The following is a 24471-nucleotide window of genomic DNA, read 5'->3' as shown; positions in this document are numbered from 1 at the left end:
CGATCGTCAGTCGGCCACCCTCAGAAAGAGCACCGCCCGTCCCGGGACCGTGATCGCCGTTCCCCCCTCGTGCACGACCCCCGGCTCCGTGTCCTGCTCCTCCCGGGACGTGTCCACCAGCACCTCGTAGCGCTCCGCCCACGGCGGGCCCGGCAGCAGGAACTCCGTCGGGCGGTCGCCGGCGTGCAGGACCGTCAGGAAGCTGTCGTCCAGGACCGGGGCGCCGCGTTCGTCGCGGCCGGGGATGTCCCGGCCGGAGAGGTACATGCCGAGGGTGGCGGCCGGCGCGTACCAGTCGCCCTCGGTCATCTCCGCCCCGCGGGCCGTGAACCAGGCCAGGTCGCGCAGGCCGTCCGCCGAGTGCGCGCGGCCGGAGAAGAAGGCGCGACGGCGCAGCACCGGGTGACGGTGGCGGAGCCGGACGAGGCGGGTGGTGAGGTCGAGGAGGGGCCGCCAGGCCGGGTCGTCGAGCAGGCTCCAGTCCAGCCAGCTGATGTCGTTGTCCTGGCAGTAGGCGTTGTTGTTGCCCCGCTGGGTGCGGCCCAGTTCGTCGCCCGCGACCAGCATCGGCACGCCCGTCGAGAGGAGAAGGGTGGTGAGGAGGTTCCGCAACTGGCGTCGGCGCAGCGCCCGTACCTCCTCGTCGTCCGTCTCGCCCTCCGCGCCGCAGTTCCAGGAGCGGTTGTCGCCGGTGCCGTCCCGGTTGTTCTCGCCGTTGGCCTCGTTGTGCTTGCGCTGGTACGACACCAGGTCGCGCAGGGTGTAACCGTCGTGGGCGGTGATGAAGTTGACGGAGGCGTAGGGGCGGCGGCCGCCCCAGGCGTAGAGGTCGCTGGAGCCGGAGAGGCGGTAGCCGAGGTCGCGGACGTCCGGCAGGGCGCCGCGCCAGAAGTCGCGGACGGCGTCGCGGTAGCGGTCGTTCCATTCGGTCCAGAGAGGGGGGAAGGCGCCTACCTGGTAGCCGCCCGAGCCGACGTCCCACGGCTCGGCGATCAGCTTCACCCGGCGCAGCACCGGGTCCTGGGCGATCACGGCGAGGAAGGGGGAGAGCATGTCGACGTCGTGCATCGAGCGGGCCAGCGCGGCCGCCAGGTCGAAGCGGAAGCCGTCCACGCCCATTTCCGTGACCCAGTAGCGGAGCGAGTCGGTGATGAGGCGCAGGACGTGCGGGCGGACCACGTGCAGGGTGTTGCCGCAGCCGGTGTAGTCGGCGAAGCGCCGGGCGTCGTGGTCCTGGAGGCGGTAGTAGCCCCGGTTGTCGATGCCCTTGAGGGAGAGGGTCGGGCCCAGCTCGCCCGCCTCCGCCGTGTGGTTGTAGACCACGTCGAGGATGACCTCGATGCCCGCCGCGTGCAGGGCGCGCACCATCCGCTTGAACTCGCCGACCTGCTGACCCGTCGTACCGGAGGCGGCGTAGGCCGCGTGCGGGGCGAAGTAGCCGATCGAGTTGTAGCCCCAGTAGTTCTTCAGGCCGCGCCGCAGCAGGTGGTCCTCGTGGGCGAACTGGTGGACGGGGAGCAGCTCCACCGCCGTCACGCCCAGGTTCACGAGGTGCTCGATCGCGGCCGGGTGGGCCAGTCCCGCGTAGGTGCCGCGCAGCTCCTCCGGTATCCCGGGATGCAGTCTGGTGAATCCCCGCACGTGCAGCTCGTAGATGACGGAGTCCGCCCACGGCGTCTTCGGGCGGTGGTCGTCGGACCAGTCGTCGTCATCGTGGACGACCACGCCCTTCGGGACGTACGGCGCCGAGTCCCGGTCGTCGCGGACGGTGTCGGCGACCTGCTGGTCCGGCCAGTCCCGGACATGCCCGTACACCTCGGGCGGCAGCGCGAACTCGCCGTCCACCGCCCGCGCGTACGGGTCCAGGAGCAGCTTCGCCGGGTTCCAGCGGGCGCCGCTCCACGGGTCCCAGCGGCCGTCCACCCGGTAGCCGTAGCGCTGTCCCGGCAGCACGCCGGGGACGAATCCGTGCCAGATCTCGTGCGTGAGTTCGGTCAGCGGGATCCGGGTCTCCCGCCCCCGCTCGTCGAAGAGGCACAGCCGGACCGCCTCCGCGCCGGCCGCCCACAGCGCGAAGTTGGTGCCCGCCACCCCGTCCGGGCCCACCCGGTAGCGGGCGCCGAGCGGTGTCGACGCCCCCGGCCACGCCGACGGGACCGGCAGCGGTGTCCCGTCCACCGCGGGGCCGCCCACCCTCGGGGCCCGCGCCCGTGCCCCCTGCTGCTCGGCTGCGCTCGTCACCTGTCGGCCCCTTTTTCGTGTCCCGCGGCTCGCCGACCACCGGGGCGCAGCCGGCCCGCGTCCGAGCAGCCGACGGCGCCCGGACTCCCGGTCCCGGGCACGGTCGGCGGCTCGCTACGGACGCGCCCGCGCCGGCTCTGCCACGGGCACGGCGGCTCCCCAGCTCGTCGTCCTTCCCTCTGTTCTGCCCAGTGCCGGCGTCGCACTCACGTTTCCCCGGGGCATGCACGCTCGTTGAGCCGCACGTGAGGCATGCACAAGGGCGCGCACGGCGCGCGGGGGCCGCGTTGGCGGCGGTACTGACATGGGCGGCTCTGCTCGCGGGAGCCGCCGGCTGCTCCTCGGACGACACCGGCGCCCTGGGCGTCGACCATGTCCTCGGCGGCAAACCCCCGGCTCCCGAGGACGTCATCCGTATCTCCCCGGACGACGGCAGCAAGACCGTACGGCCCGGCGGACGGCTGACCGTACGGGTGGCCGACGGCCACCTGGAGTCGGTCAGCGTCGTCAGGTCCCAGGACGCCCAGGACTTCCCGGTCCCCGGGCACATCGCCGCCGACGGCAGGACCTGGCAGCCGGACGACCCGAAGCTCGCGCTGGCCGCCAAGTACACCGTCGACGCGGTCGCCGTGGACGGCGAGGGCCGCCGCTCCGCCCGGCACACCACCTTCACCACGCTCGTCCCCGACGAACGCTTCATCGGGTACGTCACCCCGGAGAACCGGGCCACCGTCGGCACCGGCATGATCGTCTCCCTCGCCTTCAGCCGCGACATCGAGGACCGCGCCGCCGTCGAACGCGCGATCCAGGTCACCGCCAGGCCCGCGGTCGAGATCCGCCCGCACTGGTTCGGCAAGAACCGCCTCGACTTCCGCCCCGAGCGCTACTGGCAGCCCGGCACGGTCGTCACCGTCGGCCTCGGCCTCCGCGACGTCGAGGCCGCCCACGGTGTCTACGGCCTCCAGTCCAGGACGTTCACCTTCACCGTCGGCCGCAGCCAGGTCTCCCTCGTCGACGCGGCCGCGCACACCATGGAGGTCCGCCGGGACGGCGAACTGCTCGCCACCGTGCCGATCACCGCGGGGTCGCCCGAACACACCACCTACAACGGGAAGATGGTGGTGATGGAGATGCACGACGTGACCCGCATGAACAGCCGCACGGTCGGCTTCGGCGGCGAGTACGACATCCCGGACGTCCCGCACGCCCTCAAACTCACCGACTCCGGAACCTTCCTGCACGGCAACTACTGGGCGCCGGACGCCCCCGGCCACGTCAACGTCAGCCACGGCTGCGTGGGTCTGCGCGACGTGAAGGGCGGCAGCTCGGACACGCCCGCGGGCTGGTTCTACGACCGCAGCATGGTCGGGGACGTGGTCGAAGTCGTCAACAGCAAGGACAAAACGGTCTCTCCCGACAACGGCCTCGGAGGGTGGAACATGGGGTGGAAGGAGTGGAAGGCGGGCGGCGCGGTCAAGTAACCAGGTGGGGGGCGGTTCGGCGGGGGCGGGAAGTTGCGACGCAACGGTGACATTCGCCCAACACCAACCTCAAAACCCTGCGGTTAATATGCGCCAGGGCGCGCGGCTGACGCGCCGGGGTGGGCCTGACCTGGCCCTGGGAGGGGAGAACGACTTTGAACGAGCGGCCGATATCGGGGGCGTCGGTTCGGGGGACGCGGCGGAAGCAGGGGATGGCGGTCGTCGCCGGGGTGCTGCTCATGGCCGTCACCGCCTGCGGTGGCGGCTCCTCCTCCGGCAAGGGGACGGACGAGGGCACGGCGAAGGCCAAGGACTCCACCACCCAGGCGAGCAAGCAGTCCGTCGCGACCGTCAGCATCAGCCCCAAGTCCGGTGCGACCGGGGTGGACACCAGCGGTGCGCTGAAGGTCAGCGCGGCCAAGGGCAAGCTGACCGACGTCGAGGTCAAGGACGCCAAGGGGAAGAAGATCGACGGGGCGATAGCCGCGGACGGCGTCAGCTGGACGCCCTCCACGCACCTCGCCAACTCCACGAAGTACACGGTGCACGCGGTCGCGAAGGACGCCGACGGGCGTGAGTCGGCGGAGGACTCCAGCTTCACGACGCTGACCCCGAAGAACACGTTCGTCGGCTACTTCACGCCGGAGGACGGTTCCACGGTCGGCGTCGGCATGCCGTTCTCCATCCGCTTCACCCGGGGCATCACCGACCCGGCCGCGGTCGAGAAGGCGATCACCATCAAGACCGAGCCGGCGGTGGACGTCGAGGGCCACTGGTTCGGCAACGACCGACTCGACTTCCGCCCCGAGAACTACTGGAAGTCCGGCACGAAGGTCTCCGTCTCGCTCAACCTCGACGGGGTCGAGGGCCGGGACGGGGTGTACGGCGAGCAGGCCAAGACCGTGAAGTTCACGATCGGCCGCAACCAGGTGTCGATCGTCGACGCCAAGAAGCACACGATGAAGATCATGCAGGACGGCAAGGTCGTGAAGACCCTCGCGGTCACCACCGGCAAGCCAGGCTACGACACGTGGAACGGCCAGATGGTCATCAGCGAGAAGCTGCGCGTGACGCGGATGAACGGCGACACCGTCGGCTACGGCGGCGAGTACGACATCAAGGACGTGCCGGACGCGATGCGGCTGACCACGTCGGGGACGTTCATCCACGGCAACTACTGGGGCGGCGACGCGTTCGGCAACTACAACGCGAGCCACGGGTGCGTCGGCCTCCGGGACATCCGGGGCGGGGGCGACCGGGCGCTGCCCGCCGCCTGGTTCTTCGACCACTCGATCATCGGGGACGTGGTGACGGTGAAGCACTCCAACGACCAGACGGTCTCCCCGGACAACGGGCTCAACGGGTGGAACATGTCGTGGAAGGAATGGACCAAGTAGGTCGTCGGCCGCGGGCCGGTGGGGGTTCCTCGCGCCCGCGCGGCGGAGCCGCATATCGATACAGCCCCGCGCCCCTGGAGGGGCGCCGATGAACCGGCGTTAACCTGCTGGGCATGACTGTGACCCTCGAAGTCTCCGAAGGCGTGGGCACTCTGCGCCTCGACCGTCCGCCCATGAACGCGCTCGACGTCGCCACCCAGGACCGGATCAGGGAACTGGCGGGAGAGGCCGCCCGCCGCGAGGACGTACGTGCCGTGGTCATCTACGGCGGCGAGAAGGTCTTCGCGGCGGGAGCCGACATCAAGGAGATGCAGAACATGGACCATGCCGCCATGGTTCTGCGCTCCCGCGATCTCCAGGACTCCTTCTCCGCCGTCGCCCGGATCCCCAAGCCGGTCGTGGCCGCCGTCACCGGCTATGCGCTCGGCGGCGGTTGCGAGCTCGCCCTCTGTGCGGACTACCGCATCGCCGCCGACAACGCCAAGCTCGGGCAGCCCGAGATCCTGCTCGGGCTGATCCCGGGGGCCGGCGGCACCCAGCGGCTGCCCCGGCTGGTCGGTCCCTCCCGGGCCAAGGACCTGATTTTCACCGGCCGGATGGTCAGGGCGGACGAGGCGCTCGCCATCGGTCTCGTCGACCGGGTCGTGCCCGCCGCCGACGTCTACACCGAGGCGCACGCGTGGGCGGCGAAGCTGGCGCAGGGCCCGGCGATCGCACTGCGGGCCGCCAAGGAGGCGATCGACACCGGCGTCGAGACCGACCTGGAGACCGGGCTCGCCGTCGAACGCAACTGGTTCGCCGGGCTGTTCGCCACCGAGGACCGGGAGCGCGGGATGCGGAGCTTCGTGGAGGAGGGTCCGGGCAAGGCCAAGTTCCTGTGATCTACGCCCTGTTGCGAATCGCCGGAACCACTTGCAATTGACGCGATGTCTGATTCCGGGTCCCCCGATGGGGCGGATTATGGGAACCTTAAGGCAACCCTAAGCCCGCCTTGTCGAGGGGGTCTGGCGATTGCCCGGAGATGGCACGTCATCGCAGGTCGGACTGGCTTTCGAGGCTTCCGTTATGCCTACGGCATATGCCGATCGTCCGACATCGGGGGGAAGCTTCCGGGGGGCGTATTCCTCAGGAACGGCCCCGGGGCGCCCTCTGGGCGGCCATGATGGGGGCATGGCGGGGCTGGAGGGCATCGAACAGCCGCGGGGACACAGCCGTGCGGCCGCGGCGCGCTGGTCGCCTGCGGTCGAGGACGAGCAGGCACTCAAGGCGATCGAACTGTTCGGCAATCCGACGGACGCGGAGGTTCCGCTGCCGTCCCGCCCCGAATCCGCGGCGACCGCCCGCCGGCTCGCCCAGGTCGTCGTCCTCCGCCAGTGGCGGCTCAGCCCCAAGATGACCGAGGACGCGGTCTTACTCGTCTCGGAACTCGTCGGCAACGCCGTACGGCACACGGGCGCCCGGGTGTTCGGCCTGCGGATGCGCCGCCGTCCCGGCTGGATCCGGGTCGAGGTGCGCGATCCGTCGCGCGGGCTCCCCTGTCTGATGCCGGTTCAGGAGATGGACATCAGCGGCCGTGGACTGTTCCTGGTGGACAAGCTGTCGGACCGCTGGGGCGTGGACCTGCTTCCCCGAGGTAAGACGACGTGGTTCGAGATGCGGGTGGCCGACCGGTAGGGCTTGGCGAAACGTGCCCTTTCAGGGGCGCCGGGCTCTGTCGATCCGTGGCTGCCGCCGCGGGGGCGCGACCGACCCGCACGGGCCCGCGGCCGCACACGCAACCCTTATCGGGTCAATGGTCCACTTTCTTACCTGTCCCGCCTTAAATGGTGCAGGTGACCCCCACCAACCGACGCGACCTCCTCCGCGCAGGCGCCGCCTTCACCGCCACAGGCGCGCTCACCACCGGTTGCGGCACCACCGGTACGGCCACCGCGGCACCGCCCGCCACCACCGGCCCCACCTCCACGTCACCGTCGGCCTCCCCCCACCGGCTCCCCCTCCAGGTCACCCACGGCCCCCGCACCGCCGCGTCCGTCGCCCTCACCTTCCACGGCCAGGGCGACCCCGACCTCGCCACCCGGCTCCTCGCCACCGCCGAGCAGCACGGTGCCCACCTCACGGTGCTGGCCGTCGGCAGCTGGCTGGACGCGTACCCCGCCATGGCCCGCCGCATCCTGGACGGCGGCCACGACCTGGGCAACCACACCCAGCGGCACATCTCCATCAACGCCATGGCGGAGGCGGACGCCCGCAAGGAGATCACCGACTGCGCGGAGCGGCTCAAGCGGCTCACCGGATCGATCGGGCGCTGGTTCCGCCCCTCCCGGGCGCCGACCGCCTCACCGCTCGTCGCCCGGCTCGCCGTCGAGGCCGGCTACCCGCACGTGCTGTCGTACGACGTCGACTCGCTCGACTACACCCGGCCCGGGGCGCCGGCCATCACCCGCAAGGTGCTCGCGGAGGTCACGGGCGGCTCGGTGGTGAGCATGCACTTCGGGTATCCGGACACGGTCGCCGCCCTCCCCGCCGTCCTCCAAGAACTGCACCGCCGTGGACTGCGCGCGGTCACCACCACGGAGCTGCTCAGCTGATGCGAACCACGAACGCCGCCCGTCTGCTGTCCGCCGGTGCCGTCCTCGCCGCCCTGGCGCTGCTGCCCGCGTGCAGCGGCGGATCCGAGAGCCCCGCGGCACCGGCCGCCGGCACCGCCGCGGCCGTGCAGCCGCCGGCGAAGAAGGCGGAGCAGGCCGTCGACGGGCTGCCGGGCATGCCCCCGGTCCTCGACCCGAAGGACGTGTACGCCGCCGACCGCCCCGGCAACCTCTCGCCCGTGGTCAAGGGCTTCCCGTCCCTGGTCTACGTGCCGAACACCAACTCCGACACGGTCTCGGTCATCGACCCGAAGACGTACCGGGTGATCGGTACCTTCCGGGTCGGGAGGCAGCCGCAGCACGTCGTGCCGTCCTGGGACCTGAAGACCCTGTGGGTCAACAACGACCTGGGCAACAGCCTCACCCCCATCGACCCGAGGACCGGCCGGGCCGGCAAGCCGGTCGCCGTGCACGACCCGTACAACCTGTACTTCACGCCCAACGGCAAGTACGCGATCGTGATGGCGTCCAACGACCGCCAGCTGGTCTTCCGGGACGCGCACACCATGCAGACCGTCAAGGCCGTCCCGGTCAGCTGCTACGGCGTCAACCACGCCGACTTCTCCATGGACGGCCGGTACTTCATCGTCTCCTGCGAGTTCAGCGGCGAACTGCTCAAGGTGGACACGGAGAAGATGGAGGTGCTCCGGCAGGAGCGGCTGCCCTTCCACGGCGCGATGCCGCAGGACGTCAAGATCTCCCCGGACGGCAAGCGGTTCTACATCGCCGACATGATGGCCGACGGGGTGTGGATCCTGAACGGCGACACCTTCGCCAGGCCGACCCTCCTGCCCACCGGCAAGGGCGCCCACGGGCTGTACGTCAGCCGGGACTCCCGCGTGATGTACATCTCCAACCGGGGCGAGGGCACCATCTCGGTCTTCGACTTCGCCCAGAACCGGCTGACGGCCAAGTGGCGGCTGCCCGGCGGCGGGAGCCCCGACATGGGCGGGGTGTCGGCGGACGGCAAGGTGCTCTGGCTGTCCGGCCGGTACAACTCCGAGGTGTACGCCATCGACACCCGTACCGGCACCGAACTGGCCCGCATCCACGTCGGCAGCGGTCCGCACGGCCTCGCCGTCTATCCGCAGCCGGGACGCTACTCGCTCGGCCACACCGGCATCTTCCGCTGACCGCGCTCCGGCCGGACACGCCGCCGATCGAGTGACGGTCCCCGGCACGCCGTCGCCGAACCGACATCGTGCTGCCCATGATCACCACTCGTCCGCGGCGGCGTGCCGCTGCCGCCGTCCTGTCCCTGGCCGCCGTCCTCGCGACCGCTGCCGCCGCACCGTCGACCGCCGCGCCTGCCGCGCCCGCCGTCTCCGCGAAGGCCGCCGCGCCCGCCTGCCCCCAGTTCGAGGACAAGATCAAGGCCGCCGCCGACCGTCGTGTCGACGTCGACCGCATCACGCCGACCCCCGTCTGGCGCACCACCTGCGGCACCCTCTACCGCAGCGACAGCCGGGCGCCCGCGGTCATCTTCGAGGAGGGCTTCCTGCCCAAGGACGTGGTGAACGGGCAGTACGACGTGGAGAAGTACGTCCTGGTCAACCAGCCGTCGCCGTACGTCTCCACGACCTACGACCACGACCTGTACAAGACCTGGTACAAGTCCGGCTACAACTACTACATCGACGCGCCCGGCGGCGTCGACGTCAACAAGACCATCGGCGACACCCACAAGTGGGCCGACCAGGTCGAGGTCGCCTTCCCCGGCGGGATCCTGCGCCAGTACGTCATCGGGGTCTGCCCGGTCGACAAGAAGACTAGGACCGAGATCATGGACGACTGCGAGGACAACCCCAACTACGTGCCCTGGCACTGAGGTTCAGGGCCTGAGCAGCAGCGCCTCGGCGCCGACCGGTACATAGCCGGCCGCCTGGAACGCCCGCATGCTGCGGGCGTTCCCCGGGGCGATCTGCGCCCACAGGGGCTCCGTGGCGAGATGCCGGGCGGCGGTCACCAGGGCCCGGCCCAGGCCCCGCCGCCGTACCCCCTCGTCCACCTCGGCGGAGACCTCGATGCGTCCCGCGACCCCGCGGCCCAGCGTCACCACCCCGCCCCGCACCGCCCAGGCACGCACCTCGTCCCGGCGGCCCCGGGCGTAGGCCACGCGCGGATGGCCGGGGCCGGTGAGCTCGGTCAGGGCCAGGTCCGGGGGGCCGGGCAGCGGGCCGGCCACCAGCAGCGCGTCGATCGTCTCCTGCTCACGGCCCGTGCGGTCCATCAGGGCGGTCAGGAAACGCGCGTTCATCGTGGCGGCCAGCGGGTCGCTGGGCGTCGCGCGCAGGGTGTCGTACACCCACTGCGGGTCCTCGTCGACGAAGACGACCGAGTGCGCGGTGAAGGAGAGGACCCCGGCGTCCCGCGGGGACGGCTGCGGCACGACCGTCGTACGGCCGTCGGGCGGCGGGAAGACACCCCGGGCCGCCGCGTCCAGAATGTCCCGCAGGCTCTCTGCCACCGTGCTCCTCGACCCCGACTCAGACTCCGACTCATGGCGGGCTCCTTGAGTCTCCACCCGCTGGAAGGCCCACACTCGCAGACATGATCGAAGACGGCACCGGACTTCTCACCATCGGCGAGCTGGCGAAGGCCACCGGGCTGACCGTGCGCACCATCCGCTACTGGTCCGACGAGGGCGTGCTCACCCCGGTGACCCGCTCCGCCGGCGGCTACCGGCTCTACGACGCCGAGTCGTTCGCCCGCCTGGAGCTGATCCGCACCCTGCGCGAGCTGGGGCTCGGCCTCGGGCACGTGCGGGCGGTGCTCTCCGGCGAGCAGACCGTGGCCGAGGTCGCGGCCGCGCACGTGGCGGCGCTGGACGCGCAGATCCGCTCTCTGAAGGTGACCCGTGCGGTGCTGTCGACCGTGGCGCGACGTGGTTCGACCGCAGAGGAGATGACGCTCATGAACAAGCTGGCGCGGCTGTCGGCAGCCGAACGGAAGCGGATCATGGAGGAGTTCGTGGCGGAGCTGTTCCACGGGCTGGACGCCGTGGACCCGGCCATCGAGGAACGGATGCGCTCCATCGCCGTGGACCTGCCGGCGGAACCCACTCCCGAGCAGGTGGACGCCTGGGTGGAGCTGGCGGAGCTGGTCCAGGACCCGGAGTTCCGGGCGCAGATGCGGCGGGTGGTCGAGTTCAACTCGGCGGACCAGGGGCGCGGTGCCGCCGCCGGGCGGTCCACCTGGTTCCCGATGCGGCTGGTGCAGCTGGGCGGGGAGGCCCGCGAGCGGGGCATCGCCCCGGAGTCGCCGGAGGCGGAGGCGATCGTGCGGGAGGTGCTGGGGGACGGGGACCCGGCCGCCGTGCTCGAACGGATGGAGTCGGCGTCCAACGGACAGCTCGCCCGGTACCGGCAGTTGCTGTGCGAGGTGAAGGGCGTGCCGCCCGCGGCCGCGCACCGTGCGGAGTTCGCCTGGGTGGTCGCCGCACTGCGGGCTCGCGCGGCCGGTTAATCTGGCCTCCGTCAACAAGCAGTAAAGCGTACGAAGGGGCGGATCCGGTGGCGGACATCGAGGAAGCACGCAAGCAGTTCCAGCGGATCGACACGGACGGCGACGGCGTCATCACCGCGGCCGAGTTCAAGACCGCCCTGGCCCAGGGAGGCGACTGGAACGTGACCGACACGGTCGCGGAGGCCATCATCAAGACCCGGGACCTCAACGGTGACAAGGTCCTGTCGTTCGACGAGTTCTGGGCGTACCTGAGCAAGTAGGCGCCAGGAGCGCAGGGGGCCCGCCGGATCGCGGGCCCCCTTTCTCGTCCCGGACGGCGCAACGGCGGAATAGGTCACGCGGGCCCGGGGTTGATGCCGCACAGCAGCATATGCATGCAAGTGCATGGACTCTCGAAAGGCGTGTCATGAAGATCGGCATCATCGGCGCGGGCCACATCGGCGGCAACCTCACCCGGCGGCTGGCCGCCCTCGGCCACGACGTGTCCGTGGCCAACTCGCGGGGCCCCGAGACGCTCGCCGCACTGGCCGAGGAGACGGGAGCGACGCCCGTACGGGCCGAGGAGGCCGCGCGCGGCGCCGAGGTCGTGGTGGTCACGGTCCCGGTCAAGGCGGTCCCGGGCCTGCCCTCCGGCCTCCTGGACGGCGCCGCGGACGACGTGGCCGTGATCGACACCAACAACTACTACCCGCGGGAGCGGGACGGCCGGATCGCCGGTATCGAGGACGAGGGCATCACGGAGAGCCGCTGGACCGAACGGCAGATCGGGCACCCCGTGATCAAGGCCTTCAACGGCACCTTCGCCCAGGACATCCTGGACCGCCACCTCCCCGCGGGCGACCCCGACCGCCAGGCCCTCCCGGTCTCCGGCGACGACGCGGCCGCCAAGCGGGTCGTCCGTGACCTGATCGACGAACTCGGCTTCGACACGGTCGACAACGGCGGCATCGACGACTCCTGGCGCCAGCAGCCGGGCACCCCGGTGTACGGCCTGCGGGCGGACGTCGAGGGGGTGCGCAAGGCTCTGGCGGAGGCGTCCCCGGAGCGCCCGGAGGGCTTCCGCGGCTGACGGCTCCGCCCTCGCCCCCCGGCGCGACCGGACGGACCGGACGGACCGGACGCTCAGTCGTCCTTCGCCGCCCAGGCCCTGAGTGCGGCCCGGTCGGCGAAGTCGGCCACGTTCTTGTCGTGCGGGTCGCTGGTGTACTGGTGGAAGAGCCAGTCGGCCCTGATGCGGGGGTGGCCGGCGCTGACGTAGTCGGCGATCCAGAGGCCGTCGCCGGCGTACGAGGTGGTGTCGACGGTCAGCCAGTAGTCGCGGTTCGAGTAGAGGATCACCCGGTTGTCCGGCCGCAGCGCCTTCACCTTGCGGATGAACGAGTCCTTCTCGGCGTTGCTCGCGTGCGTGCCGTCGCCGGTGGTCTCCCAGTCGACGGCGAGGATCTCGCCCGCCCTCTCGGGGGCGTGCCGGACGAAGTACTCGGCCTGGGCGGTGAGGTCGCCGGGCCAGAGGAAGTGGTAGAAGCCGACGACCAGTCCGGCGTCGCGCCCGGTCTTCGTCTGGGCGGCGAGTTTCGGGTTCACGTACGAACGCCCCTCCGTCGCCTTGATGAAGACGAAGGAGAGGCCGTCCGTGTCGTAGGCGGAGGACTGGTAGGCGCTCACGTCGATTCCGTGCAGCATGTGCGGTGGCTCCTTGGTGCCCGTGGGGTGACACGAATTGCAACTGCGTATGTCGTATTCCCCGTCCCGGCGCCCGGGATCCCCGTGTGCGCGTGAATTGTCAGCTCCGGGCCGCCACCTCGCCGAGCACGGCCGCCGACTTCGTCGACCAGTCGGAGGTGATGATGCTGGCGTGGTCGGCGGCCAGCAGCGCCAGCCGGGCCGCGACCTCGGCGTCGGTCGGAGCCGTCGAGGAGATCGCCGGTGAGACGTTGTAGGCGTCCGTCATGATCAGGATGTAGTGGTTCGTGGCGTAGAACGACGTGTCGTAGCCGTTGTTCACGTACGTCGCCGCGTCGCCGTCGAAGAACACGAACCAGGGCTGGATGGAGGCGTCGTACCTGCTGGTCCGGGGATCCCCGGCGGCGGCGCCCAGGACGGCGGGGAAGGCCTGGGCCTGCGAGATGTTCCCGGCGGCGGACAGGTCCCGCAGGTGGTCGCCGTACTCCTGGTCCGTCCAGTAGTGGTCGAACGGGTTGGCCTCCTCCACCGTGCCCGGGATCAGTTCGAAGATGAACTTGCCCTTCAACTGGTCGCGGGTGGGCCAGGCGTCGGCCTTGGCGGCGGCGTCGAGCGTGGCGTACGACGAGCCGAGCAGGTCGGCGGGCTTGTACACGCTGCTGCCGAGCTTCTGCGACACCAGCGTGTCGAACGCGGTGGGCCCGAGGCCGATGGTCTGGTTGAATCCGACCTTCATCTCGACCTTGACGACGATGGGCGCGTGGTCCGGGTGCAGCTGCTCCCAGGCGGCCATGTTGTCCAGGCAGCTGCCGAGGTCCTGGCTGGTGCTCTTGCTGTACAACTGGCTCGGCGTGTTGGCGTATTCGCAGTTGTTGTCGTTGCCCCACGGGTTGCTGTGGCTGACCCGCCACCGCTTGCTGATGCTGTCGACGTACACGTCCAGCTCCAGCAACGAGGCGCCGGAGTCCAGGGCCTGCGCCCAGTACGTGTACTTGGCCCTGTCGTACGCGTTGTGCGTGCCGACGCTCGTGGTCTCGGAGAACTTCGCCGCGTTCAGGTCCGGGTCCGCGTGCGCGGCGGAGCCCGCCATCACGAACAGGGCGCCGGCAGCCAGGACCGCCGCCAGCCGTCTCAGTATGCGCATGACCCAACTCCCTTGTTTTGGTGGTGAGTTGGCGGCAGCGTAGAAGCAGACGGTTACTGATCGGTAGCCCCTGGAGGAACATCGGCCTCCGTAACTCCCTCGGGACCCGGGCGGCCGCACGTACGCTGAGCGGCGGATGCCGAGGCCGGAGGAGGTGCTGGCGGATGGGGCCGGTGGCGGGGCGGCGGCCGGAGGGCCTGTTCGTGGGGCTGTGCACCCTGGACGTCGTCCAGCTGGTGGACCGGGTACCGGGGCCGGACGAGAAACTGACGGCCCGTGACCAGGTGGTCGCGGCGGGCGGCCCGGCCACCGGCGCGGCCGTGGCCTTCGGCCGGCTGGGCGGCCTGCCCCGGCTGCTCACGGGCCTCGGCTCGCATCCGCTGGCGCTCGGCGTGCGGGCGGACCTCGACGCGCTCGGCGTACGCGTCCGGGACCTGGCCGCCGAGTCCACGCACCCGCCCGCGGTGTCCTCGGTCCTGGTGACCGCGTCGACCGGGGAACGTGCGGTCGCCTCGACCAACGCGACCGGGCACCGGCTGCGGGCCCCGGCCGACCTGGAAGAGCTGGTGGCGTGCGACATCGCCGAGTTCGACGGGCATCACCTGGCGCTGGCCGTCGAAGCCGCGCACGTCGCCCGCTCGGCCGGCCGGCTCACCGTCCTCGACGCGGGCAGCTGGAAGGACGGCACGGAGCGGCTGCTGCCGTCGACCGACGTCGCCGTGTGCTCCGCGGACTTCCACCCGCCCGGTACCGCTTCACCCGCCGAGACCATGGAGTTCCTCCGCGACCACGGGGTGGTCTGGGCGGCGGTCACCGGCGGCGCGGCGCCGATCGTGTGGGCGGGCCCCGGCGGCGGTGGTCTCGTCGGGGTTCCCGAGACGCGCGTGGTGGACACGCTGGGCGCGGGCGACGTCCTGCACGGTGCCCTCGCCTACCACCTGAGCGGACCCGACCGGATCGACGGACCGGCCTTCGCCGAGGCCCTGTCACGGGCCGCGACGGTCGCCTCCCACGCCTGCGCCTCGTTCGGCACCCGCGCATGGCTGACCACAGGCTGACCGACCACCACCCCGGGCAGCGAGCCGTGCATCCGGTACGGCCCTGTGCCGAACTCCCGGTCCTCGCCGTGTCACGCGGGTGAGTCTGCGGAGCGGCCATGCTCAACCTGTGCCCTGGCGCAGGGCCGTGGCCGTCCACTCGCGGAGTGCCGCCGCCCGGTCCGGGTCCAGGTCCGGCTTGGGCGTGCCGTTGACCGTCGCCACCAGGGAAAGGTATCTGGTCAGCAGCTTCAGGCCGGTCGACCCGGCCACCCACTGTGCCGCCCTGCCGTTCGGGTCGAACTCGACGATGCTGCGCCGGGCCTTGTCGATGTCGTGCTCCCCGGTCATGGCGGAGACCAGTTCCGCCGAGTCGGCGGCCACACGCTCGGCGATGTCCCGGGCCTGCGGCGACTCCGCGGGCACGCCTGCCTGCTGGGCGGCCCGTGCCTCCAGGCGAAGCAGGCGGTGCCTCTCGAAGCGGTCCATCATCTCCGGCGAAGCCATCAGCCTGCCCTTCTCGGTGCCGAAGGTGCGGTGGAAGAAGTCCCGCAGCGCCGTGCGGAACTCCGCGTCCTGCACGATCTCGGCGAGTTCGATCCAGGCCTCCAACTGCTCGGTGGACGGCTCCTCGGGCAGCCGCGGCCGCCGACTCTGCAGCCCCTCCACATAGCTGGGATGGACGTCCAGGCCGTCGGTCACGAAGTCCCAGAACTGGTCGATGAGCCGGTCACGGTCGTCGTCGGACATCGACACGAGCTTGTGCATCAGACTCAGCTGGCGCAGGATCCCGCGAGCCCGCCTTCACCTGGCCATGACCGGAGAGGCATCCATCCGTCGGATGAGCAGCACACCCCCCGAACCCGAGCCCGGCGCACCGAGCGCCTGTGCGGGCGGCGCCGACAGTCCCGCCGGCGCCGCCACCGGACCGCAGCACACCGACGTGCCGCCCGCCGGAGAGCGACACCCCGAACCGACGCCCGCCGCACCGGACGTACCTGTCGACGGCACGACGGCAGACGCCGCCTGCGCGGACGAGTCGTACAGCGGTTACGAACCCCTCTGATCTCGGCCCGACCGGGTCCTGAAATCGACGAAAAGGGTGCCCCTTGCCGTCCTCCCTGCTGTCCTCAAGACGTGCGCGCGCTACTACCGGCTGTTCAGCGCCCCCGCCGGACGGCACACGTACCGGACGGCCGCCGCCCGCTCAAGGCGAGCCGCCTGGCGGTGAGTTCGAGCAGACTCCCGGTCAACGAGTCACTGGGCGGATCAGTCGGCAAGAAGATCACCTTCACCAACACGGGGCAGGCGCCGCTGCATGTCAACCTCGGCGAGCAGAGCACCGGTTACACCTCACCCGACGGCACCTCCACGACCACGTCGGACTCCTCGGCGGGCGCCCCGACGGTGCGCGTCAAGGGCAACTACTCACCCGGACCGCTGAGTTACGGCCCCTCGGGCGCGAAGAGCACGTCGAACGACCCGCCGCCCACGACATCGGCGTCGACCGGGCCCTGGACCGGCATCGCCGACTACCCCGAGCCCGTCATGGACAACGCGGTGGGCACCTACCAGGGCAAGGTGTACTCCGTCGCAGGAGTCTCCGGAATCATCGGCGGGAAGTTCCTCACCAGCAGCTATGTGCACGACCCGGCCACCGACACCTGGACACCCATCGCCGACATCCCCGAGGCCCTGGAGTCACCCGGCGGGGCGTTCATCAACGGGACCATGTACGTCGCCGGCGGCTGGAGTGCGGACGGTGCCCGCGCCACGCTCTACGCGTACCACCCCGCCGCCGACACCTGGACCCGTGCGGCCGACATGCCCGACACGCGCTGGGGCGCCACCGCCAGCGGGAACGACGGCAAACTCCAGGTGGTCGGCGGCATCGTCGGAACGGACGCAGCCAACACCGTCGTCGCATACGACCCGGTGTCCGACATCTGGTCCAGCCTGCCCAACGCCGGCTCCGCCGTGTTCCGAGCCGGCGGCGGCTGCGGGATCTACCGCATCGGCGGCATGACCTCGGACAACGACACCGCCTCCTCGGCCGAGGTGCTGCCCGGACGCGACCAGTGCGACGGCGACGACGTCAGCTGGCTGTCGGCGGACAGGACCTCGTTCGACCTCGCCCCCGGCCGCTCCACCACCGTCACCGTCCGCGCGGACGCCTCTGCCGTGGCCACGGCCGGCACGTACACCGCGCGGCTCACCTACAACACCGACGCCCCCTACGACGGAGCATCGGTCGAGGTCAGCCTCAAGGCCACGAACCCGCGTTCCTGGGGGCATCTCTCCGGAACGGTCACCGACCGGCACACGGGGGCACCGCTCGTCGGAGCCACTGTCCTGGTCTGCCCGGTGACGCACGCCGCGACGACCGGCTGCGGCCAACACGCGCACACCGTACGCACCGATTCCGACGGCCACTACGACCTCTGGCTGGACGCCCGCCCGAGCCCGGTGCGGATCACGGCCTCGGCCGCCGGCCACCGCCCGGCAATCAAGGAGGTGACCCTTCCGCCGGGCCGCGCCACGACGGCCGACCTGGCGTTGGCCGCCACCTGACCCACCGGCAACCGCTCATGCCGCGCCCGCCCGGACGCTCTGTCCGGGCGGGCGCGGCTTCGCCTTCCCCGTGACCCGTGTCAACCTGGGCGATTTTTCCGGGACTTCTCGACAAGGGATGCCCGGAAGGTGGCCCCGTTGCCTGGGATCCCGACGGGAGCCGGAGCTTCGGCGCCCGTGCGGATCGCAAGGCCGCACCGTCGTGCTCGTGTCGAGGACAGTCGCACCACCGAGTCAGGGCGAGCCGCTTGAACTCTGTTTGATTTGAATGGTTAGCTCAGAAAGCGGTCTCTTCGGCTGGCTGCGGATGCGGATCGTTCGAGGAGGAAGCCGGTTGGAAGCGCGCTTACGGTTCGCGGTGCTGGGCCCGGTCAGGGCGTGCCGCGGCTCGGACGAGATCGAACTCGGTCCGCCCCAACAGCAGGCGGTGCTTGCCGTGCTGCTGCTGGCGGAGGGTTCGCAGGTGCCGGTGAGCGGGCTGATCGACGCGGTGTGGGGGACGCGGGCACCGGCTACCGCGCCCGGCATTGTGCGGACATACGTCCACCGCCTGCGGAAGGCGCTGGAGCCCGCCGGGGACACCGCGTCGTCCGTGATCCGTTCCACGGGGGACGGCTATCAGCTCCGCGTCTCGCCGCACGAGTTGGACGTCGGCACCTTCCGGGAACTGGTCGCCCAAGCCGAGGCGGCGCGACGTGCGGGAGACACCAAGGGCGCGGTGGGGTACCTGCGGGACGCGCTCGGTCTGTGGCGGGGGACGGCGCTGGCCGGTGTCCGGGGCGAGTACGCGCAGGCCCAGCGGCAGCGGCTCGCCGAACTGCGCCTGTCCGCGGAGGTGGCCCGGCTCACGGCCGAACTCGACCTCGGCGCCCATGCGGAGGCGGTCGCGGAGCTGACCGGGCTGGTCGCCGAACACCCGCTGGACGAGCGGTTCAGGGAACTGCTGATGCTCGCCCTCTACCGGTCGGGTCGACAGGCGGCGTCCCTCGCCACCTACCGCGAGGCGCAGACACTGCTCGCCGGCGAGCTGGGGGTCGATCCCGGCCCGACACTGCAGGCGATGTACCAGCGCGTTCTGCGGGCCGACGCCGGGCTCCTCACTCCGTCGGCACCGGCCGAGCCGGTACCAGTACCCGCCCGGACCTCCGCACCCGAACCTGCCCAGGCCCCTGGCGTCCCGGCCCAACTGCCCGCCGGCCTCGCGGTTTTCGTCGGCCGCGACGCCGAACTGGCCGAGGTGGCCCGGTTGCCCTCGAACGGCACGGTGGTGATCAGTGCCATCGCGGGCATGGCGGGCGTCGGCAAGACCACCTTCGCGGTGCACTGGGCGCGACAGGTCGCCGACCGCTTCCCGGACGGCCAGCTGTACCTGAACCTGAGGGGCTTCGACCCGGTCGGTCAGCCGGTTCCGCCGGAACACGCTCTCCGCGCACTGCTGGAGTCGCTGGGTGCCGAGGCGCGCGGGCTGCCGCAAGGCGCCGATGCGCTCGCGGCCCGGTACCGCACCCTGCTCACCGGCAAGCGGGTGCTCGTACTGCTGGACAACGCCCACGACGCCGCGCAGGTGCGGCCCCTGCTGCCCGGGGAACCCGGCTGCCTGGTCATCGTCACCAGTCGCAACCGGCTCTCCGGGCTGGTCGCCGTGGACGGTGCCCACCCCCTCCACCTGGACCTGCTTTCCATGCTGGAGGCCCGTGCGCTGCTCGCCCGGCGCCTGGGGCCCGGCCGGGTCGCGGCCGAACCGGACGCGGTGGAGGAGATCATCGAGCGGTGCGCACGGCTGCCGCTCGCCCTGGCGGTCGCCGCCGCCCGCGCGGCTACCCGGTCCGCTCTCCCGCTGTCCGCCATCGCCGCTGAACTGCGTGACAGCGCCGACAGCCTCGACGCGTTCCAGGACGCGGACGCGGCGGCCGACGTGCGCGCCGTCTTCTCCTGGTCGTACCACGCCCTCACTCCTGACGCTGCCCGCTTGTTCCGGCTGCTCGGCCTGCACCCCGGGCCCGATGTGGCCCTGCCCGCAGCGGCCAGCCTGGCCGGGCTCACCGTCCCGCACGTCAGGCAACTGTTGGCCGAACTCGTCCAGGCCCACCTCGTGGACGAACCTGCCCCGGGCCGCTATGCCTCCCACGACCTGCTGCGCGTCTACGCCACCGAACTGGCCGAGGCAGTCGATCCACCCCATCAAGTGCGGGCGGCCCGGTACCGGATGTTCGACCACTACCTGCACACCGCCCGTGAGGGGGTCGCGCTGACCTTTCACCGGGCACTGATCTCACTGGCGCCCGTGGCCGAGGGAATGCGTGCCGAGGATTTTGCCGGGGACCCCGCGAAGGCGCGGGCCTGGTTCACCGCAGAGGAGGCGGTACTGCTGGCGGCCGTCGAACAGGCCGCCCTCCACCGGTACGACGTTCACACCTGGCAACTCGCCTGGGCTGTGGGCCACCATTTGTACCGGCGTGGCCTGCCGCGGGAACGGGAAGCCGTACACCGTGCCGCCATGGAAGCGGCGCGCAGGCTGGGTGACCGGACTGCCCAGGCCTATGCCCATCGTTCTCTCGGCTCCGTCGCGACGGATCTGGGCCGCTTGGAAGAGGCACGCGTTCAGATCGAGCGGTCCATCGAACTGTTCACCGAATCAGGTGACATGAACGCCTGCGCCGAGAGCTATCGCGGTCTGGCCGCGATCGCGGAGCGGAAGGGCGATCCGCAAGCCGGGCTCGACGCGGCGCAGCGGTCGCTCGAACTCCTCCAGGCTCATGCGGGCCGTGGGGGCGACGACAGACGAATCCGGATGGAGATAGCAACCGCGTTCAACGCGGTCGGCTGGTTCCATACGCTGCTTGAGCAGCCTCAGCAAGCCCTCGACCACTGCCGGCAGGCGCTGGTCCTGTGTCAGGAACTCGGATACGACAGCGGCGCGGCGGACAGCTGGGACAGCATCGGCTTCGCCCTGCACCGTCTCGGACGGCACGACGAGGCCGTCGCTGCCTATCGCGACGCTCTGGCCATCTTCCAGCAGGGAGGCGGCATCGACTGGTACGCGGTCGGCACCGTCATGCGCCTTGGGGACGTCCACCTGAGTGCCGGCCAGCCGGACGCTGCCCGCGCTGTGTGGACCGACGGGCTGGACGTCCTGGAGCGACTCGGCCACGCCGACGCTGAGGATCTCGCCGTGTCTCTCCGCACCAGATTGCACCGGCTCGACGAGCCGAGCGGCTCTCCCGAGGCGGCCGCGGGACTCACCGACTCGTAGTCGACCCCCGCTTCAAAGGCCGGTCCGGTCAGGTGCCGTGGCCGGACCGGCCGCCGGACGGCACATGAGGGTGCGCCGCTTCCTCACCGTGGCCGTCGTCCTGCGCCTGCGACGCATGCCCCGGCGGGGTCTTCCCGGTGCTGTGGGCCTCGGCTGAGGCTCTGATGGGCGTCTGCCCCTGTGAACCCGCGCAGTCCGCGTCCCCCTCCGGCTCGCATCGTGCGACACGGGTCGAGACGGGCGTCAACGATCCGTCAACGGGCTGTAGACGCCCGTCCGGTTCTCTTGATGAGGCGGGCGCCCGCGGCGCTACACCCGGTGCGGCACACCCTCATACGCATGAGCACCGGGTCCAAGGCCACCGCGTGGACATCGGCAGGGGTCACTCCACACGGTAGCCAAATCTTTCATCGACGTATTCGGGGGATACAGGCGTGGCTGTGTCAATGCGTTCCATCCGGTCCGACGAACATCGGCCGGCTGATGACATTTCCCCGCGTCTGCAGATCCTCGGTCCGTTGCGGATCTGGCGCGACGGTGTCGAACTGGACGCCGGCCCGCGACAACAGGCCCACCTGCTGGCCCTGTTCCTCGCCCGCGAGGGCAGGCCGACCAGCACCGCCGAACTGATCGACCTGATGTGGGACGACAACGTTCCGGCCAGCGCCCTGAACATCATCCACAAATACATCGGTGCCCTACGACGGCTGCTCGAACCCGAACTCCCGGCCCGCGGCACCGGCTCGTACCTCCACCGCCGTGGTAGCGGTTACCTTTTCACCGCCGACGTCGGAATGCTCGACCTGGTCACCTTCCGTGAGCGTGTGGCGAGCGCGAGAACCGCCCTCGCGCAGCAGCATCACGAGACGGCGCTCGACAAGTACGTCGAGGCGCTGGGTCTCTGGCGTGGTCCGGCGGGCGACGGCCTGGCCCAGGAGCCCACCGGGATGCCAGTCTTCGCCGCCCTCGACGCCGAGTTGTACGACGCGTGCGCGGCAGCGGCCGAACTCGCGGTGTCGCTGGCCCGGCCGGAGCGGGCGCTCCCCGCGTTGCATCTGGCCGCGTCGATGGCGCCCTTGCACGAACCCGTCCAGGCCGCCCTCATCTGCGCCCTTGCCGCCGCTGGGCGGCAGGCGGAGGCGCTGTCGGTGTTCAGCGGGGTCGGTGCCCGCCTTGCCGAAGACCTCGGTATCGACCCCGGTCCAGTGCTGCGGGCCGCACATCGGCGCGTACTGACGCAGCACCCGCCGGTGGCGATCGCGGCGGGCACGGACAGCGACGACGGCGGCGCGCAGGCGGGTCCGGCCATCAGCCTGGTCGGTCGGGCCGAGGAACTCGCGGTGCTGCGCCGGACCATGGAACCGGCGTTCGCCCGCGGAACGGCCATCGGTGTTGTCGAGGGTGAGCCGGGGGTGGGCAAGACCCGGCTGTTGGAGGAGGCCGTGACCGAGGCGGACCGGCGCGGGGCGCTCGTCGTCTGGGGCCGCTGCCTGGGCGGCGACGGGACACCCGCCATGTGGCCATGGGTACAGGCGATCGGCACGGTCGTCGACAGCCTGCCCTCCCCTGCCCGGGAGAAGTGGCTCGACGACGAACTCGGCCGCCTCGTCGAGCCGCGCGGTGACGTCCTCGCCGCAGCGGTGCTGCCGGACACCGGCTTCCGGTTCCGTCTGTTCGAGCGGGTCGTCGCCGTCATCGGCCAGGCCTCGGCCCGGCGGCCGGTGGTGCTCGTCATCGATGATCTCCAGCGGGCGGACGTTACCTCGCTGCAGTTGTTCGGGCACCTGGCGGCCCGGCTGCCGGCCGGCACCGTGATCCTCGGCGCGCTGCGCGACCGCGCACCGGTACCCGACTCCGAGTTGTCCCGGATGCTTGCCACGGTCAGCCGGGAGCCCGGCCACCGCCGGTTCCGGCTCGGCCCGCTCGGCCCGGACGCCGTGGCCGACCTGGTCCGTCGCGAAACCGGCCAGAACGTCGGCCCCGGCGTTGTCCGCGGCATCTACACGCGCACCGCCGGGAACCCCTTCTTCGTGCGGGAACTCTCCCGGCTGCTCGCCGACGGCGGCGCGCTCACCGACGACGCCGCAGCACGGGCCGGAGTGCCGGCCACCGTGCGGGACGTCGTCCTCGACCGGATGGCCGGCCTCGACGGCGACTCCCATGACCTGTTGCAGATCGCCGCGCTCATCGGCCGCGATGTCGAACTCGATCTGCTCGCCCGTGTCGCCGGCCTCGACGTCGAGAGCTGCCTGGAACGCCTGGAGCCCGTGACAGCCCTGGGCATGCTTGAGTCCGGGCCGGACAATCCGTTCTCGTTCCGGTTCGCCCACGACCTGGTCCGCGAGGCGGTCTCCGCCACGACGCCGCCGGCGCGGGCCAGCCGGCTGCACCTGCGCGTCTCGGATGCCCTGGACGACAGCGACCCCGACGGTGAGTCCGTCGCCGAGCGCCTCGCCCACCACCTGTGGGCCGCAGGCCCGCTCGCCGATCCGGCCCGCACCGCCGCCGCGCTGGTGCGCGCGGGCCGATGCGCGGCGGGTCTCGCGGAACTGGAGCTGACGGCCCTGTCGCAGGGCACCGCGGTCGTCGGGATGCGGTCGATGTACGGCTTCTTGTCGCTTGATCTGCTGCAGCGCGCGGAACACCTGGCCCGAGGCCCCGGCCGGGAGACAGAGGCCGTCGCTTTCCTTTATTCCCGCTGGGCTGCCCACGCCCCGCGTTCTTGCGTCGCCACCTGGTTCGGGCTGTTCGGCGAGATGCGCATCCGGGATCCACAAAGAATCCACTCGTCGATCCACAAGCTACCCACTCGCCGTCAGGCGGCTCTCCCTGACCCGAACCAGGAGAATTCGAATACGGGCCGCTTTGGACAGGGAGTCGTAAATGAGTGAGTCGACCGTTCCGTCCGTCATCGGGCTCCACCACGTCGCTTTTACTGTCCGGGATATCGGGGCCGGTATCGCCTGGTATCAGAAATTCCTCCAGGCCACTCTGGTGGACGGAGACCTGCCGCACTTCGGTCGTGAATGGACGGGGTTCGCGCGTCTTGTCGTCGAGCCGCGCACCGGGCTGGCCATCGGCCTGCACCACAACGAGAGCAACAAGGGCGTCGTGCATTCCGGAATCCAGAGCAAGAAGGAGCCCTTCGTCAGCTGGAAGTCGTCGCCGTCGGCGTCTGAACCGGCCGTGCGTGAGTCGTCCACGACGCCCCGTCCATCCCGGACGCACCGCGCGTTCCCGAGCGGTCCGTCCGTGTGCCGTGCATCCGCCGTGCGGCCCTCCCGCGCGTGCCGCGTGCTTCGCCAGGTCTCCCGCGCGGTGCGAGGGGTTCGGGTGCCCACCACCCTCTGGTGCGGGTGGGAAACGAGTGAACGACGAGCGCTCCGGCTGCCTCGCCGGAACAGCAGCGGGAGGGAGAGGCCATGGTGGTGGACAACGTCGTTCCGATACGCGGTGTATTCGAGGTGAGCGGACAGTGCATCACTCCGTGAGTATGCAGGGAAGAAGCCGAGTCCGGCTTATCGGAAGATTATGGATACCTCGGGCGC

General features: G+C 71.0%; 20 protein-coding genes. 15 read left to right on the top strand and 5 right to left on the bottom strand.

The window, feature by feature from the left end; genetic code table 11:
* Positions 1–6: 6 nt before the first annotated feature.
* On the bottom strand, positions 7–2241 hold the full coding sequence (glgX, locus tag IEZ11_RS20380; protein ID WP_373294944.1) for a glycogen debranching protein GlgX: 2235 nt from the start codon (positions 2239–2241) through the stop codon (positions 7–9).
* 245 nt (positions 2242–2486) lie between these two features.
* On the opposite strand from glgX, the gene IEZ11_RS20375 reads away from it, so the two are divergent.
* The 7 genes from IEZ11_RS20375 (at position 2487) to IEZ11_RS20345 (ending at position 9598) form a co-directional block, all read left to right on the top strand.
* Positions 2487–3722: a L,D-transpeptidase gene (locus IEZ11_RS20375; protein WP_189264224.1), complete on the top strand. Its 1236-nt coding sequence runs from the start codon at positions 2487–2489 to the stop codon at positions 3720–3722.
* A 155-nt stretch (positions 3723–3877) separates the two neighbouring features.
* Entirely contained in the window at positions 3878–5119 is a 1242-nt protein-coding gene (locus tag IEZ11_RS20370; protein ID WP_373294943.1) for a L,D-transpeptidase, read from the top strand.
* 113 nt (positions 5120–5232) lie between these two features.
* On the top strand, positions 5233–6000 hold the full coding sequence (locus IEZ11_RS20365; protein WP_189264222.1) for an enoyl-CoA hydratase/isomerase family protein: 768 nt from the start codon (positions 5233–5235) through the stop codon (positions 5998–6000).
* Positions 6001–6289: 289 nt separating this feature from the next.
* Positions 6290–6793, top strand: coding sequence for an ATP-binding protein (locus tag IEZ11_RS20360; protein ID WP_189264221.1), 504 nt, complete (start codon positions 6290–6292; stop codon positions 6791–6793).
* A gap of 149 nt (positions 6794–6942) precedes the next feature.
* A complete protein-coding gene (locus IEZ11_RS20355; protein ID WP_189264220.1) occupies positions 6943–7710 on the top strand; it encodes a polysaccharide deacetylase family protein in 768 nt (255 codons plus the stop codon).
* A complete protein-coding gene (locus tag IEZ11_RS20350) occupies positions 7710–8903 on the top strand; it encodes a YncE family protein (RefSeq protein WP_189264219.1) in 1194 nt (397 codons plus the stop codon). Before IEZ11_RS20355 ends, IEZ11_RS20350 begins: the two co-directional genes overlap by 1 nt.
* A gap of 77 nt (positions 8904–8980) precedes the next feature.
* A complete protein-coding gene (locus IEZ11_RS20345) occupies positions 8981–9598 on the top strand; it encodes an ADP-ribosyltransferase (RefSeq protein ID WP_189264218.1) in 618 nt (205 codons plus the stop codon).
* A gap of 3 nt (positions 9599–9601) precedes the next feature.
* Here IEZ11_RS20345 and IEZ11_RS20340 read toward each other — a convergent pair whose 3' ends face one another.
* Complete coding sequence (locus tag IEZ11_RS20340; protein ID WP_189264217.1) at positions 9602–10237, bottom strand: GNAT family N-acetyltransferase; 636 nt, start codon at positions 10235–10237, stop codon at positions 9602–9604.
* Positions 10238–10320: 83 nt separating this feature from the next.
* Here IEZ11_RS20340 and IEZ11_RS20335 point away from each other — a divergent pair, with 83 nt between their 5' ends.
* The 3 genes from IEZ11_RS20335 (at position 10321) to IEZ11_RS20325 (ending at position 12304) form a co-directional block, all read left to right on the top strand.
* Entirely contained in the window at positions 10321–11235 is a 915-nt protein-coding gene (locus IEZ11_RS20335) for a helix-turn-helix domain-containing protein (RefSeq protein ID WP_189264216.1), read from the top strand.
* A 47-nt stretch (positions 11236–11282) separates the two neighbouring features.
* Complete coding sequence (locus IEZ11_RS20330; RefSeq protein ID WP_189264215.1) at positions 11283–11495, top strand: EF-hand domain-containing protein; 213 nt, start codon at positions 11283–11285, stop codon at positions 11493–11495.
* 110 nt (positions 11496–11605) lie between these two features.
* Positions 11606–12304, top strand: a complete 699-nt coding sequence (locus tag IEZ11_RS20325; RefSeq protein WP_189264214.1) for an NADPH-dependent F420 reductase — start codon at positions 11606–11608, stop codon at positions 12302–12304.
* A gap of 53 nt (positions 12305–12357) precedes the next feature.
* Here IEZ11_RS20325 and IEZ11_RS20320 read toward each other — a convergent pair whose 3' ends face one another.
* Entirely contained in the window at positions 12358–12918 is a 561-nt protein-coding gene (locus IEZ11_RS20320) for a GH25 family lysozyme (protein ID WP_189264213.1), read from the bottom strand.
* Between the two features lie 100 nt (positions 12919–13018).
* Positions 13019–14062 carry a phosphatidylinositol-specific phospholipase C domain-containing protein gene (locus IEZ11_RS20315; protein ID WP_189264212.1) on the bottom strand — a complete coding sequence of 348 codons (1044 nt, stop codon included), beginning with the start codon at positions 14060–14062 and terminating at the stop codon, positions 13019–13021.
* Between the two features lie 164 nt (positions 14063–14226).
* Between IEZ11_RS20315 and IEZ11_RS20310 the strand changes: the two genes are divergently transcribed.
* The gene (locus tag IEZ11_RS20310) at positions 14227–15120 is read left to right on the top strand and encodes a PfkB family carbohydrate kinase (protein WP_189264211.1); all 894 of its coding nucleotides are present in this window, start codon (positions 14227–14229) and stop codon (positions 15118–15120) included.
* 102 nt (positions 15121–15222) lie between these two features.
* Here IEZ11_RS20310 and IEZ11_RS20305 read toward each other — a convergent pair whose 3' ends face one another.
* Positions 15223–15849, bottom strand: a complete 627-nt coding sequence (locus tag IEZ11_RS20305) for a hypothetical protein (protein WP_229713205.1) — start codon at positions 15847–15849, stop codon at positions 15223–15225.
* Positions 15850–15940: 91 nt separating this feature from the next.
* Here IEZ11_RS20305 and IEZ11_RS20300 point away from each other — a divergent pair, with 91 nt between their 5' ends.
* The 4 genes from IEZ11_RS20300 (at position 15941) to IEZ11_RS20285 (ending at position 23814) form a co-directional block, all read left to right on the top strand.
* Positions 15941–16165, top strand: coding sequence for a hypothetical protein (locus IEZ11_RS20300; protein WP_189264210.1), 225 nt, complete (start codon positions 15941–15943; stop codon positions 16163–16165).
* 161 nt (positions 16166–16326) lie between these two features.
* On the top strand, positions 16327–17670 hold the full coding sequence (locus IEZ11_RS20295) for a carboxypeptidase regulatory-like domain-containing protein (RefSeq protein WP_189264209.1): 1344 nt from the start codon (positions 16327–16329) through the stop codon (positions 17668–17670).
* A 334-nt stretch (positions 17671–18004) separates the two neighbouring features.
* On the top strand, positions 18005–20923 hold the full coding sequence (locus IEZ11_RS20290) for an AfsR/SARP family transcriptional regulator (protein WP_229713203.1): 2919 nt from the start codon (positions 18005–18007) through the stop codon (positions 20921–20923).
* A 518-nt stretch (positions 20924–21441) separates the two neighbouring features.
* Positions 21442–23814, top strand: a complete 2373-nt coding sequence (locus IEZ11_RS20285) for a BTAD domain-containing putative transcriptional regulator (protein ID WP_229713201.1) — start codon at positions 21442–21444, stop codon at positions 23812–23814.
* The last annotated feature ends 657 nt before the right edge of the window (positions 23815–24471 follow it).

Origin of the sequence: Streptomyces fuscichromogenes, assembly GCF_014645815.1 — a bacterium.
Classification (GTDB): domain Bacteria; phylum Actinomycetota; class Actinomycetes; order Streptomycetales; family Streptomycetaceae; genus Streptomyces; species Streptomyces fuscichromogenes.
The sequence above is the reverse complement of the archived record's forward strand: the minus strand, read 5'-3'. Positions and strand labels throughout refer to the sequence as shown.